We start from the raw sequence: 13605 nt of genomic DNA, 5'->3' as shown, positions 1-13605 counted from the left end.
TTCATGTTAAAAAAAATACTAATTTTATTATAATTATCATTATAAAATATTTACTAAATATTGTTAATTCCTATTAAAGATATTATTTATTATAATTTTGAATATTGAATTGATACCTGCTTAAGTATAGTGTACAATGTATTTGATTAGAATAACATTTGGATTGTATATAAAATATCAAAAAAATAAGCTAATTTTTATTATAAAAGAATAATTATAAGGTGATCATATGAACTATAAACTAATTTTCAAATCAGCTATTCTTTCAGGAGAGATCATGTTAAGAAATGGCGCTGAGACTTATAGAGTTGAAGATACTATAAATAGAATATTGAAAACAACTAATTTTCAGGTTATAGAATCCTTTGTTACACCGACAGGAATATTTGCCACTTTAGACGATCCAACAATTGAAATGATTACATATGTGAAAAGGGTTAATAAAAGAACTATCCATCTATCCAAAGTAGAACTTACCAACGATATTTCCCGAAAATACTGTACCAATCAACTTACTATAGAAGAAGCTTATGAAAAATTACTTGAAGTTAAAGGAAAATCGGCTTATTCAAATATGCTGACAATTATAGCTACTGGTCTGGCCGCTGGTTTTTTTACAACAGTTTTTAGTGGAAATCTTAGAGATTTTATTGCATCTTCTATTATCGGTGCCAACTTAGCTCTTATAGATATATTATTTAAGAAATTGAATATATATAAGTTTTTTTATGATATAGTTGGTGGTTGTTTGATTGCACTGATTGCTATTTTATTTACTAAACTTATTCCCCTTGGAACGAACTTCGACTTAATAATTATTGGTTCCATCATGCCTTTGGTTCCAGGTGTTGCTTTTACCAATGCAATTAGAGATACCATTGAAGGTAATTTATTGTCTGGTATTTCAAGAGGTGTTGAAGCTCTTATTGTAGCCGCATCCATTGCAACTGGTGTAGGAGTAGTTCTGAAACTATATTACTTGTTATCTGGAGGTATAGCAATATGATTATTCAAGTGATAGCAGCTTTTTTTGCAACTTTGTTTTTCTCAATAATTTTTAACATCTCAAAAAATCAGCTACTTTATTGTGGTATTAACGGAGCTATAGGCTGGCTCGTTTATTTATTAACAATAAATATGGACTCCATTATTTTTTCAACATTCCTTGGAGCTCTAACTATTAGTATTATAGCCCATATATTATCTAAAATAAGGAAAGCACCGGTTACTATATATTTAATTGCAGGTATCATCCCTTTAGTTCCTGGAGCAATTCTGTATAAAGCTATCTATAATATTGTAATTCAAGATTATGATATGTCTACATATTATGGTATACAGGCTATCGAACTGGCATGTGCTATAGCTGTAGCAGTTTTTTTGGTTGCCTCTGTAACAAAATCTCCAAGAATGAGAAAATAATGGAATGGAATAAATGTATTATCCCACTCCATTATTATTAGTTATATAGTATGTCCAAAACTAATTTATCAATAATTATTCCTTGTCGTCCCATTTTTCTGTTTCCATTCCTTTATCATTAAGTACCCCTAATAAAATTCCTATTGTGCATAGCCCTTCTACAATAATCATTACATTTTCATTAGGAACTTTTACACCTGCCGCAACAAGCATCATAACAATTGTACTAGCAATACTAATAATTACTTTGGTATTTGTTAACCTTCGTAGAATCTCTTTTTTCATCTACTACACCTCCTTTTTAAGTAATCTAGCTATAACTGTTGCTAGTTCCGCTCGTGATACTTTTTCATCAGGTTTAAACTCTCCATTTGGATACCCAGACATTATACCTTGTAAAACAACCTCATTTATATCTTGTTCTGCCCAATGCCCCTTAATATCAGTTAAGGTATTTTTATTATTCAATGCTTGTATAATTTGATTAAAAGGGTATTTTTCTCCTGGACAATTTGGTTTCCTTCTTGGATCAATTTCATAATGTCCCAGTATATGTTTTCTATCTAAAGGTATATTAACATCCCATTTTCTTTTAACATAATCTATTATATATTGATGTAACCAAATGGTTGCTGCCAACTGTTTATCTGTCAATTTTCCTTGTGTCATCCTATGTATTCCTTCATGTTCTATAGAAACCGAATACCAATTAGGATTGACTCCCATCTCTTTCACAATAGATGCAGTAGAATATTTTCTGTTATATGAATTAATTCCATTAGCCCATGCATTATCTTCAATCTTTACAAATTGATATATCTCTCCTGATTTAGTAACAAGAAAATGTGCTGATGATACTGTATTACCTGAACTAGTAAACCAATTTATAGTAGATTTTGCTGACCCTTCTGTTATGTGGTCAACAATTACTTTAGGGGCATGTCCTCTTCTAGTAGACTTGTTGGTGTTGTCATTTCCTTTCCAAATGATTTTATAATTATCCATTTATTCACCTCACTTTCTTAATTCTTCTTCTTAAGTGTATTATAATACCTAATTCATTATATGCTTATGAAAAAGAGAAAGTGAACGTTATAAGAAATTCAGTTTATGCCATAGCACTAATATCATATTTTTTGGTACTAAAAAAAGGCACTGTACATAAATAATTACATACACTGCCTTTTAGTCTAGGAATTTACTTTCTTTCTTTTTTTTCTTGCATACTCTGCCTGTTTGTCCAAACATTCTTGACATCTTAAATATCCTGTACTATGTGGTTTGCTGCAATCAATGCACAAGCCCTGCTCTTTCCTAGATTCTTTTAATTTTCTTGTGTAATACGTACTTTTCATTGTTCCTCACTCTTTCTGACAATCATTCTAGTATATATTTTGTCCTAATTTAGACCTTATTAAACTAATTATCTTATTACATATTACTTATAATAATATTTTACCATCATATATATGGTAAATCAATACTTTCCCGAAATCACCGAATATTAACTCATTTAATATTATATTGCCAATATCCTACATCTATCCATTTATTAAATTTCAAACCAACTTTTTCAAAATGCCCCGCCTTCTTGAATCCAATTCTTTCATGTAACTTCACACTTGGCTCATTAGGCAACGCTACAACTCCCATTATCACTCTAAAATTAAGTTTTCGCAATCTATCTATTAATTCTTCATACAAAATAGTTCCGACACCTCTACCACTATAATCTTTATCCAAGTATATTGACGATTCAACGCAAAAACGATATGCACTTCTACCTCTCCACTCAGAAACATACGCATATCCAACTACTTTACCCTTTTTTTCATATACTATAAAACAGTATTTATCCGTAATATACTTAATCTTATCTGCCATATCCTCTACTGTTACATTTTCTTCTTCAAAAGTAACAACCGTATTTTCCACATAATAATTATAGATATCACATATTGCCTGAGCATCACTTAATTTTACATCTCTAATCATATAAGTACTCCCTTCTAGTCTATTCTATGTATTTCATTTCTTATAGCAACAATACTTGTTATTACACTATTATATATGTTATCCCCTCTTATAACAATAGCTATTCCTTCCATCATAACAATCACACTCCTTAATCTAAAATTTTGACTAATTCATCTAATGAAGATATACTCTCAACCTGTTCATCATAACCTTTATCTCTATCTAAAACTATAGAATTTATCCCTAATTCTTCTGCACCTTGACAATTACTATAATTATCATCAATAAATAATGTCTGTGCTGGTGATATACCTAATTCCTCTAGCGCTGGTATAAACATACCTTTATCAGGTTTTGTCACTCCCATTATTGATGATATAATAAATGTTGAAAAATAATCCCTCAATCCCGCTTCTTCATATACATTTAATAAAGACGGCCAAGCATCAGAAACTATACCTAATTCATACCTCTCATAAAGTTTTGGTATAACCTCATACACATCATCATAAAACTTATATTTCCTATTATTATATACCAAATCTTTAGCTATCATATCTACAAGCTCATCATCCAAATTTAAAATAGGCAATTCATCAGAAAATATTCTATAAAACCTTCTAAAATGATAATACTCCTGCTCTCTGTCTATAATTAAACTTTGCTTTTCTATGTAATCATAAGCCTTCCGAAATGCCCTATTTATATCCAGTTCCTTTACCCTATCAAAAATATCTCTATCAATAAATTCATAAATCCTTGGTGATATAAACCAATTTCCTGTCCTAGGATAATTTAACACTCTCCCTGAATCAAACAAAATTGCTTTAATATTATTGAATTTTATTTTAATTACCCCCTAATACACGACTTAATAACTATTATACAAATCATTATATCAACCAAATAATTTAACTTCAAGAAATACCTATTTTCATCTACACTTTTTAAGAACTGAAATTTCAAATAGCCAATAGTTAATCTAACATAGAAGAAAAAGTGTTTTGTGATTATATTGACGGTTATTTCAAGCAAAATAGTATATGTATATGTGGAGTAGTGAGGCAGGACGCCGAACCCAGCTTTTTGCTCAGGACGAGCAAGTAGCTGGCGTAACATATACATATACTATTTTGCAAAAAGCCACGACAGAACAAAAATTTTTTCTGCCTTACTTGCAATATACCTAATAATCCCTAATATTAATAACAACTTACATCTAAAGTAAATTTTTATTATTTTCTTTTATCAAATTTCACTTGCAGAAAATCACAATTCCATGTATTATTATACCAATACTATTTTTAGAGGTGAGAAATTATGAATATTGATTTTTCTTTAATCATACAACTTATACTAGTTGCCTTAATCATGTACTTTATGTATATTCATATTGATACTACTAATAATAGTATGCGTTTCTTTAAACAAATATTTATCTACAACACCATTAGCTCCACTCAATATCTTGACTATAAGACTACCCTATATCAAGAAGATATTGAATCCTATCATAAATATAAAATATGGATTTTCTTTGAAAAAACGAAACTAATATTCAACTAAACCAACCTAAAACCAAAACTAGGAGGAATTTAATTGAATATTGTAATAAAGTTTTTATCTGATATACTAAACCAACTGTATTATGTAGTTAACGATTGGGGTATCACTATAATCCTAATCACACTACTTATTAAAATACTGTTAATACCACTAACTATCAAACAGAAAAAAGGCTTAGAACTTCAACAAAAATTATCAAAAGAAGTGGAAAGCATCAAGAAAAAATACAGTAATGACAAAGTTAAGATGGAAAAAGAAATCAGCAAGATCTCCAGCAAATATTCTGGTAGCATGATAGGTTGTTTATTAACATTTGTACAACTTCCAATAATGATATCACTCTACAGAGCTATTGCTAGTATACCTCTTGAGGTAACATCCACTGTTATCCTACCTTGGATAACTAATTTAAAAGCCCCTGACAATTATTATATAATACCAATAATATCAGTAATAATTCACTTGATGCCTAATATCATGTACTATCTAAATATATTCAAAGAATTAGAATTAACCAAACCAAATAAAGTCATGATTATAAGCACAATAATAATAAATGCATTATTTATATCAAAAGCACCTGTTATCATAGGGTTATATTGGATTGTATCAGGTTTATATACCTTCATAGAACAATTAATAACTAATATTATAATGCTAAGAAAAAAAGCTCAATATAAAGCTTCTCTACAAGAAGAATAAATAGAATTGTTAATACACTAGAGTCCTATTAAGGGCTCTAATTTATTATCTAAAAACCTCTGCATTAGATGTCTCTGAATTAGATTTAATTAAGTACAAACCTACACGCATAGAATATTAGTGGAGGTGATAGTCTAATGGCAGATGGGTACAAAGTAACATCTTATATAACTAATTTATCCACTGGAGAAAGAGTTCCATATAATTCATTGACAAAAGAACAAAAAATAGAAGCCGAAAAAAAGATGATTCACCAAATGGTAAATGCTATAGGATATAGTGTAAAAAGTATGAAAACAAAAAATCAATAAAGCTATGTACCTAGAGTCTAACATTAGTTAGACTCTAACTTGCTATATCCTATAAGCAATTGTCACACTCTGTTTTAGTAGCTGCTTCATCTGCTGGAGTTGGGTCTTCTACTGGATCATAACAACAAGGTTTAATTGTTTTTGGTCTAGTACATAACTCCAGTGGTTGAATACTTTGTTCTAACAAATCACCTTCAACAAATTCTAAGCAAGGATTTTGTTCGCAAGGGTTAATTGGTATACATTTTGGTGGTACACAAAGACCTCCATGTTGTAATATAACATAAACAAATATTTCCAACCAAATAACTTACCCTATTTCATTATAGATATTTATAATATCCTCTATAGAAATCTTCTTAGGATTGATTAATGTACAGCCATGTATTATTGCATCTTTTGACATTAGGTCTATACTCTTTTCATCCATAACATATTTATTTACAGCTTCTTCAATATTTATCTTTTTCATTAATTCTTTAATCTTATTAATTAAATATGTGTGATATTGACCTTCATCAATGTTATTAATATCCTCATCCATATATTTTAATACGTTTTTGACTTTATCTTGTAAAACCTCTTTATTGAACTCTAACATAGGTATCTGTAAAATTCCTACTGCTAATCCATGAGGCATACCACAATGACCTGTCAATGGACATCCAAGAGCATGAGGAATAGTAGCTCCACAATGACTCATTGCTATTCCAGCTAACATGGAGGCATAAGACATATTAACTCTAGCTTCAATATCTCCACTGTTCACTGCTTCAGCTAAACTATTAAAAACAATCTTAATGGCTTCTAATGCAAACAAATCAGTCATAGGATTTTCTATAGTTGATGTATATGCTTCTAATGCATGTCCCAAAACATCTAAACCTGTACATGCAGTAATGAAAGAAGGTAGATTTTTAGTAAGAACAGGATCTATGATGGCAACTACAGGATAAATCTTATGTGAAGATATTGAATCTTTTATCTTAGTTTCTGGATCGGTTAAAACCGAATAAAAAGATACTTCAGACCCTGTTCCTGATGTTGTAGGTATAGCTATTATAGGTAAAGGATCGTTTGATATTTCTTTTTTACTCTCTCCTCTTCCATCTAGATAGTCGTAAGAACTTCCCTCATTGGTTGCCATAACTGATATTCCTTTAGTGGTATCCATAGCACTTCCTCCACCAATGGCAATAAGAACATTACAATTTTCATTCTTGCATATTGCAGCAGCTTCATCTACTACATTTATCCTTGGATTAGGAATTACTTCATCATATAAATAATAGTCTATATTATTTCTTTTGATAATATCCAATACCTTATCCACTATGCCTGCTTTAATCAAACCTTTATCTGTTACTATCATGATTTTTTTTGCACTAATTTCTGCCAACTGATCTCCTAGAGAATTTAATTGATCTTTCCCAAAAATTATCTTGGTACTTAGTAAGAATTGAAATGAATTTAAGTTTTCCATTTAAGTCACATCCCCATTTTTGTAATATTTAATATTTTGTATTTCAATTATACTAAACTTAATTTTGTATTTCAATGAATCCAAGGGTATTCAAATTACCAAATCCTTTCTTATAATTACTGCAATCCACTACTATTTTTTTGATTTCCAGCTAATATATTAATCCTTTCCTCTTAATTTCAAAATTATCATATATATCAATTACATCTATTGTTATATGCTCAATGAAATAGTATAATGTTTATTATTGTTAGACTAACTAACCGTTACAAAATAACATTTAGTAACTTATCTCAACATATAATTAAAAAGGAGAAGGATTATTTTTTCTAATTTAATTTTGCCTATAATAACATATATTATACTAAAACTTATAATGGTTAAAATAAAGAATGATTAAAAAGGTGATGTTATGCAAAGAGCAGCACTTTACATAAGAGTATCTACTGATGAACAAACAGAATATAGCCCTAGTGCTCAAAAAACAGCATTACTTGAATATGCTAATAAGAATAATTACTTAGTCCAGGATGAACATATATTCATAGACGAAGGAATATCCGGAAGAATAGCTGAGAAAAGACCTGGATTTATGCGTATGATTGGTCTTGCTAAAAGCACCCCCCATCCTTTTGACGCCATCTTAATACACAAGTTTGATAGATTTGCTCGTAATCGTGAAGATTCCGTGGTTTACAAATCTCTCCTTAGAAAAGAATGTGGCATAAAAGTAATAAGTATTACTGAACATATTGAAGATGACAAATTCGCCATCATTCTAGAGAGTATGTTAGAAGCTATGGCAGAATACTACTCCCTCAACCTATCTGATGAAGTTAAAAAGGGTATGATAGAAAAAGCTAAACGTGGTGAACATTCCGGTACCTGTCCCATAGGGTATAAATTAGATAAAGCATCCAAAACATTACTCATAGACAATAAATACTCCAATATGATAAGACTAATTTTCAACAATTACACTAATGATAATAAATCTCTTTATGAAATAGCCAAAAATCTAAATCTGTTAGGATACAGAACCAAAAAGAAAAAATTATTCAGTAAACGCAGTATTGAATATATAATAAAAAATCCTGTATATTGCGGCTATAATAGATGGAATTATCGTAAAGGCGGTAATAACATTCCTAATTCCGCTGAACAATGGATTATAGAAAAAGCTCACCATGAACCAATAATAGAAAAAGAATTATGGGATAGGGCTCAACTGAAATTCAATAAGAACAAAGCTATCAGTTCTACCCACTCCAGACCAATAAATGAAAAAAAACATTGGTTAAGCTCTTTACTCCGCTGTTCCTCATGTGGTAGTACAATGTCTTCAAATAAAGTCAAAGGCAAATATATTAATTTTCGCTGTTCCAAATATTTTGAAGGAAGTTGTAATACTCCAAACTATATTAGTGGAAGAAAAATAGAGAACTATGTTTTAAAAAAACTAGAAAAGAACCTTGATAATTTTAGAGATATCGATATTTCAAAAAAAGATAGCTCTACTAGTTTTAAATCAGAAGATATAACCCTATTACAGCAGCAGCTTAAAAGAATAAGTAAAAAATATGAATTAGCTAATAAATCATATCTGGAAGAGATAGATACTCTTAAGGAATATGAAGCTAACAAAAGGAATATTGATAACGAAAAGAATGGGCTTATTGAGAAATTAGAGAAACTTAAAATAGAAGAATTACAAAATAAGAATGATTCAATTATGCACATATCTTCTCCAACTGACTTACTCTATCTTGATAATTCATCAATTGTAACCAAACATAAAATTGCTAAATCCTTCATCAAACAGATTGTATTTAATTCCAAAGATAATACCATTATTATTGATCTCTATTTAGACTGAATATATTAAAAAGGGCTGTAGAATAATATATTTTTGTAGATTGCTACAATGTATTAACCGATAGCCCTTTTTTAGTACATTTTATATACTCTATTGAAACATAGACCTGCATGTTTAAGTCTATACTGGATAAAGTAGATAGTTTTTAGATATAATGATAATCCAACAGCCATACATCCGTCGTCAAGATCAAAATCTATAACTTTTGCTAATCCTTGGCAACCAATACCTTGGCGTAATTCATTATTTCTATCAGGTCCCTCAACAAATCCTAGATAATTTATACAAGGAATACATTCTTTACACTCTCCATAATATGAAACACCATATGGAGCATATAAATCAATTGTTATTGATGGTGGATTCGTATCATCATCACAATGTGGAGAATCTTTATCTGGGAGATATAGTGCTTGGAAGCATTCTTCTGCTAATACTCTACAATGTCTGTCTAATAATTTTGCTGCGAATCTAACTTTTAGTTTAGATAATGTAACTCTAACACAGTTAGGTCTTTTAGGTAAAGTTTCAACACATGAACCATCAATCTCACCAATACTAAAATCAATATCAATAACTTTTAATTCAATAGCTTTAGTACATGGATTTTCTTCAAGTAAACATTCTGGTATCTTTATTTCTCTACAAAGATTAATACCGCATTCGTCAAATACTACTGGAGCAACACAAGTCAATAATTTAGGTTCACCTAATAGTCAAAGGAACACACATCAATCATTTCTATAATAGTTTATTTGGATTGTTTTTTTAATTACATCCACTTCTATCTTATCTATAAAAGAACTATATATTTTATTTCTAATAGGAATTGGATATTCATTAGTAGTAAATACATTGTGTAGTAGTATACTATTTTCTTCGTCAAAAGAAATACTGCTTATATTTTCCAATTCCTTTATAAGGTTTTTACGTTCTTCACTTAATTTTGATTTATTTACTTTGTACTCCTCAATAGAATCAATATCTTCAATATAAGCTTTTTTAATCTTATTGTACTTATTGTCTAATTTATTCAATTTACCCAAAATGAATTTTCTTTGATTGTTCATATATATTTTCTTATGTTTTGTAATGACTAATACATTATTGAAATCTTCAACCAATTTATCTTCCATCATTTTTTCAATCAAACTGACTCTAATCATTTTTCTCTGGAGACATGCTCCTTCAGAACTTTTTCTGCATCTGAAATATGAATATCTTTTTTGATTATTTTTATATACCATACTTCCTTTACAATAGGCACATCTAATTAAACCTGACAAATAATGGCTATATTCATTGGAATGATTGATCTTCTTAGTTTTTTTCATCCGTTCTATCTTTTTTATCGCTTGATGGTATATATAATCATCAATTATCTTTTCGTGGTCACCATTTGAAACTATCCATTTCTCTTCATCTTTTAGTACACCATTTCTATTTTTCCTGTTCCACCTCACAATACCAACATAGAATGGATTCTCAAGAATATATTTTATTGATTTACTTTGAAATAATCCATTATTCTTGGTATGATAACCCATATTATTAAGTGTATTTGCTATATTGACATAGCCCATATTATCATTAACAAATTTATTATAGATTAATTGTACGATCTCTTTTTCATCATCATCAACAACTACTTTACCATTGACAAATTTATATCCTAGAGGAGGTCTTGTTTGCATTTCTCCCCTTCTTGCTTTTTCCTTCATACCTTTTTTTACTTCATCTGATAGATTCAGTGAATAATATTCCGCCATAGCTTCTAGCATACTCTCAAGGATAATTGAAAATTTGTCTTCCTCCAACTGTTCTGTTATACTGATAACTTTTATATTACAGTCTTTTTTTAAAAGTGATTTGTAAACCACACTATCTTCTCTGCTTCTAGCGAATCTATCAAATTTATGAACCAAAATTACATCAAATGGTTTTGGTTTTTCTTTTGCCTTCTTAATCATGCTCATGAAAGCTGGCCTTTTCTCAGCTTTTCTACCTGAAATCCCTTCATCTATAAATATATTACACTCAGGTATATGTATATTGTTTTTTTTGGCATATTGCATAATTGCATTTTTCTGGGCACTTGGGCTGTATTCTAGCTGTTCACAAGTACTTACTCTTATATAAGCTGCACCAATAACTTGTAATCACCTGCAATATATTCTTCTTATTATATTCTATTTTACTTTTTACTACTTTATTATTATATTCACGCAAACTATTAGGGCTGTCTGTTTATATACAGACAACCCTTACAATCTATCTTTCCACTATTATGGCAGTTCCTTGACCTCCACCAATACATAATGTAGCCAAACCTGTTTTACTTTCACGTTTCATCATCTCATATATTAGAGTCACTAATATACGTGCTCCTGATGCACCTATAGGATGACCTAATGCAATTGCTCCTCCGTTAACATTCACTTTTTCTTTATCCAAACCTAAATCTCTTAATACAGCTATGGATTGTGCAGCAAATGCTTCATTGGCTTCTATTAGATCAAGGTCATCAACTGTCATTGAAGCTTTTTCTAGAGCTTTTTTAGTAGCTGGTACTGGAGCATAACCCATTATGCTTGGATTAAGTGCCGCTGATGCATAAGATTTTATAGTAACCAAAGGTTCTATACCTAATTCTTCTGCTTTTTCTTTAGCCATAACTATAAGCATAGCTCCACCATCATTGATTCCTGAAGCATTACCAGCTGTGACAGTACCTTCTCTATCAAATGCTGGTCTTAACTTACCAAGTTTATCTATGCTCATACCATGTTTTGGAAATTCATCTTTATTAAATATTACAGGATTACCTTTGCGTTGAGGTATTACTACTGGGACTATCTCATCTTGGAATCTATCTTCTTTTTGGGCTTTTTCAGCTTTCAATTGACTGTTAAGAGAAAATTCATCTTGTTCTTCTCTTGTTATTTCCCATTGTTTTGCAACATTTTCAGCTGTGATTCCCATATGATATTTATTGAATATATCTGTTAATCCATCATTTATCATTGAATCAACAAGTTCACCATTTCCCATCCTGTAACCCCATCTAGCTTTTGGTATCAAATATGGTGCATTACTCATACTTTCAACACCACCTGCAAGAACTACATCTGCATCTCCAAGCATTATGAATTGTGCAGCCATACTTACAGTCCTAAGTCCAGAACCACAAACTTTATTGATTGTAATAGCAGGTGTAGTTTCTGGTACATCCGCACCAATCGCAATCTGTCTAGCAGTATTTTGTCCAAGCCCTGCTGTTAAGACATTACCTATAAGAACTTCATCAATGAGCGCTGGTTTTATTCCTGCTCTTTCAATTGCGGCTTTTGCTGTAACCACCCCTAGTTCAACAGCTGAAAGCTTAGCTAAACTACCTCCGAATTTACCTATTGGCGTTCTTGCTGCACCTACAATCACTACTTCTCTCATAAATACCCAATCCTCTCCAAAAATAGTATTTTCTTATCATCTTCCTTTTTTATAATACGATACCACCAGATACTTCAAGTACAGAACCTGTTACATAAGTTGCTTCATCAGAAGCTAGATATAGATAAGCATTGGCAATATCTTCTGGTAGACCTAATCTCTTGACAGGTGCTTTATCTCTCATCATGTTGAGTACTTTTTCAGGCATGCTTTCTGTCATAGGTGTAAGAATAAAACCAGGTGCTACAGCATTGACACGTACACCTTTTTTACCTAACTCTTTTGCCCATGTTTTAGTCATTCCAATTACGCCCCATTTGGTAGCAGCATAATTAGTTTGACCGTAGTTTCCGTATAATCCAACAACTGATGTAGCATTTAGGATTACTCCCTTGCCTTGCTCTACCATTACTTTTGCAGCAGCTTGACCACAGTTATATACACCTTTTAGATTTACATCTATCACTTTATCAAAGTTTTCTTCTGTCATCTTGACTAAAGTACCATCTGCAGTTATTCCTGCATTATTAACAATGATATCCAATTTTCTGTAGGCATCCAAAGTTTTTCTGACCATGGTATCAACCTGTTGTTTGTCAGTCACATCAACAGTTATACCAATAGCTTCGCCACCATTTTTGATTATCTTATTAACAGTCTCTTCAACTTCATTCTCAAATAAAGACGCTATTACCACTTTTGCCCCTTCTTCAGCAAACCTGATTGCTGTTGCAGCTCCTATACCACGTCCTGCTCCTGTAATAATTGCAACTTTATCCTTTAACCTCACATATACTCCTCCTTTAACATTATAAAAT

16 protein-coding genes are annotated in these 13605 nt (G+C 30.7%); 5 read left to right on the top strand and 11 right to left on the bottom strand.

The features are described from left to right. Positions 1 to 229 precede the first annotated feature (229 nt). Together HYG85_RS20995 and HYG85_RS20990 are read left to right on the top strand one after the other, a co-directional pair. On the top strand, positions 230 to 1006 hold the full coding sequence (locus tag HYG85_RS20995) for a threonine/serine exporter family protein (protein ID WP_113675439.1): 777 nt from the start codon (positions 230 to 232) through the stop codon (positions 1004 to 1006). Next, positions 1003 to 1422, top strand: a complete 420-nt coding sequence (locus HYG85_RS20990; protein ID WP_212691312.1) for a threonine/serine exporter family protein — start codon at positions 1003 to 1005, stop codon at positions 1420 to 1422. Before HYG85_RS20995 ends, HYG85_RS20990 begins: the two co-directional genes overlap by 4 nt. Before the next feature lie 75 nt (positions 1423 to 1497). On the opposite strand, the gene HYG85_RS20985 is transcribed toward HYG85_RS20990, so the two are convergent. From HYG85_RS20985 to HYG85_RS20965, 5 genes are all read right to left on the bottom strand, one after another. Further along, positions 1498 to 1707, bottom strand: coding sequence for a hypothetical protein (locus HYG85_RS20985; RefSeq protein ID WP_113675441.1), 210 nt, complete (start codon positions 1705 to 1707; stop codon positions 1498 to 1500). A gap of 3 nt (positions 1708 to 1710) precedes the next feature. After that, positions 1711 to 2427 (bottom strand): N-acetylmuramoyl-L-alanine amidase, encoded by a 717-nt coding sequence (locus HYG85_RS20980; RefSeq protein WP_212691311.1) that lies wholly within the window; start codon positions 2425 to 2427, stop codon positions 1711 to 1713. A 185-nt stretch (positions 2428 to 2612) separates the two neighbouring features. After that, entirely contained in the window at positions 2613 to 2777 is a 165-nt protein-coding gene (locus tag HYG85_RS20975; RefSeq protein WP_193774740.1) for a hypothetical protein, read from the bottom strand. 154 nt (positions 2778 to 2931) lie between these two features. Continuing rightward, complete coding sequence (locus tag HYG85_RS20970) at positions 2932 to 3417, bottom strand: GNAT family N-acetyltransferase (protein ID WP_212691310.1); 486 nt, start codon at positions 3415 to 3417, stop codon at positions 2932 to 2934. A 130-nt stretch (positions 3418 to 3547) separates the two neighbouring features. Then, positions 3548 to 4201, bottom strand: a complete 654-nt coding sequence (locus HYG85_RS20965; protein WP_244971237.1) for an HAD family hydrolase — start codon at positions 4199 to 4201, stop codon at positions 3548 to 3550. A 797-nt stretch (positions 4202 to 4998) separates the two neighbouring features. On the opposite strand from HYG85_RS20965, the gene yidC reads away from it, so the two are divergent. Beyond that, positions 4999 to 5667: a membrane protein insertase YidC gene (gene yidC / locus HYG85_RS20960; RefSeq protein WP_212691309.1), complete on the top strand. Its 669-nt coding sequence runs from the start codon at positions 4999 to 5001 to the stop codon at positions 5665 to 5667. Between the two features lie 137 nt (positions 5668 to 5804). After that, positions 5805 to 5978 carry a hypothetical protein gene (locus HYG85_RS20955; protein WP_193774741.1) on the top strand — a complete coding sequence of 58 codons (174 nt, stop codon included), beginning with the start codon at positions 5805 to 5807 and terminating at the stop codon, positions 5976 to 5978. Positions 5979 to 6027: 49 nt separating this feature from the next. Here HYG85_RS20955 and HYG85_RS20950 read toward each other — a convergent pair whose 3' ends face one another. Both HYG85_RS20950 and HYG85_RS20945 read right to left on the bottom strand, forming a co-directional pair. After that, positions 6028 to 6279 carry a hypothetical protein gene (locus HYG85_RS20950; protein WP_212691308.1) on the bottom strand — a complete coding sequence of 84 codons (252 nt, stop codon included), beginning with the start codon at positions 6277 to 6279 and terminating at the stop codon, positions 6028 to 6030. Positions 6280 to 6288: 9 nt separating this feature from the next. After that, the gene (locus tag HYG85_RS20945) at positions 6289 to 7461 is read right to left on the bottom strand and encodes an iron-containing alcohol dehydrogenase (protein WP_212691307.1); all 1173 of its coding nucleotides are present in this window, start codon (positions 7459 to 7461) and stop codon (positions 6289 to 6291) included. Between the two features lie 412 nt (positions 7462 to 7873). Between HYG85_RS20945 and HYG85_RS20940 the strand changes: the two genes are divergently transcribed. Beyond that, positions 7874 to 9337, top strand: coding sequence for a recombinase family protein (locus HYG85_RS20940; protein ID WP_212691306.1), 1464 nt, complete (start codon positions 7874 to 7876; stop codon positions 9335 to 9337). 71 nt (positions 9338 to 9408) lie between these two features. On the opposite strand, the gene HYG85_RS20935 is transcribed toward HYG85_RS20940, so the two are convergent. From HYG85_RS20935 to fabG, 4 genes are all read right to left on the bottom strand, one after another. Further along, positions 9409 to 10032 (bottom strand): hypothetical protein, encoded by a 624-nt coding sequence (locus HYG85_RS20935; RefSeq protein ID WP_212691305.1) that lies wholly within the window; start codon positions 10030 to 10032, stop codon positions 9409 to 9411. Between the two features lie 36 nt (positions 10033 to 10068). Further along, positions 10069 to 11472, bottom strand: coding sequence for a recombinase family protein (locus HYG85_RS20930; protein WP_244971351.1), 1404 nt, complete (start codon positions 11470 to 11472; stop codon positions 10069 to 10071). A gap of 136 nt (positions 11473 to 11608) precedes the next feature. Continuing rightward, the gene (locus HYG85_RS20925; protein WP_212691303.1) at positions 11609 to 12787 is read right to left on the bottom strand and encodes an acetyl-CoA C-acetyltransferase; all 1179 of its coding nucleotides are present in this window, start codon (positions 12785 to 12787) and stop codon (positions 11609 to 11611) included. Between the two features lie 49 nt (positions 12788 to 12836). Further along, positions 12837 to 13577, bottom strand: coding sequence for a 3-oxoacyl-ACP reductase FabG (gene fabG / locus HYG85_RS20920; RefSeq protein WP_212691302.1), 741 nt, complete (start codon positions 13575 to 13577; stop codon positions 12837 to 12839). Between the last annotated feature and the right edge of the window lie 28 nt (positions 13578 to 13605).

The organism is Vallitalea guaymasensis (assembly GCF_018141425.1).
GTDB lineage: Bacteria > Bacillota > Clostridia > Lachnospirales > Vallitaleaceae > Vallitalea > Vallitalea guaymasensis.
The sequence above is the reverse complement of the archived record's forward strand: the minus strand, read 5'-3'. Positions and strand labels throughout refer to the sequence as shown.

Coding starts and splice junctions, on each gene's coding strand:
- HYG85_RS20995 (WP_113675439.1), top strand. CDS start 230: ATGAACTATAAACTAATTTTCAAATCAGCTATTCTTTCAGGAGAGATC.
- HYG85_RS20990 (WP_212691312.1), top strand. CDS start 1,003: ATGATTATTCAAGTGATAGCAGCTTTTTTTGCAACTTTGTTTTTCTCA.
- HYG85_RS20985 (WP_113675441.1), bottom strand. CDS start 1,707: ATGAAAAAAGAGATTCTACGAAGGTTAACAAATACCAAAGTAATTATT.
- HYG85_RS20980 (WP_212691311.1), bottom strand. CDS start 2,427: ATGGATAATTATAAAATCATTTGGAAAGGAAATGACAACACCAACAAG.
- HYG85_RS20975 (WP_193774740.1), bottom strand. CDS start 2,777: ATGAAAAGTACGTATTACACAAGAAAATTAAAAGAATCTAGGAAAGAG.
- HYG85_RS20970 (WP_212691310.1), bottom strand. CDS start 3,417: ATGATTAGAGATGTAAAATTAAGTGATGCTCAGGCAATATGTGATATC.
- HYG85_RS20955 (WP_193774741.1), top strand. CDS start 5,805: ATGGCAGATGGGTACAAAGTAACATCTTATATAACTAATTTATCCACT.
- HYG85_RS20945 (WP_212691307.1), bottom strand. CDS start 7,461: ATGGAAAACTTAAATTCATTTCAATTCTTACTAAGTACCAAGATAATT.
- HYG85_RS20940 (WP_212691306.1), top strand. CDS start 7,874: ATGCAAAGAGCAGCACTTTACATAAGAGTATCTACTGATGAACAAACA.
- HYG85_RS20925 (WP_212691303.1), bottom strand. CDS start 12,787: ATGAGAGAAGTAGTGATTGTAGGTGCAGCAAGAACGCCAATAGGTAAA.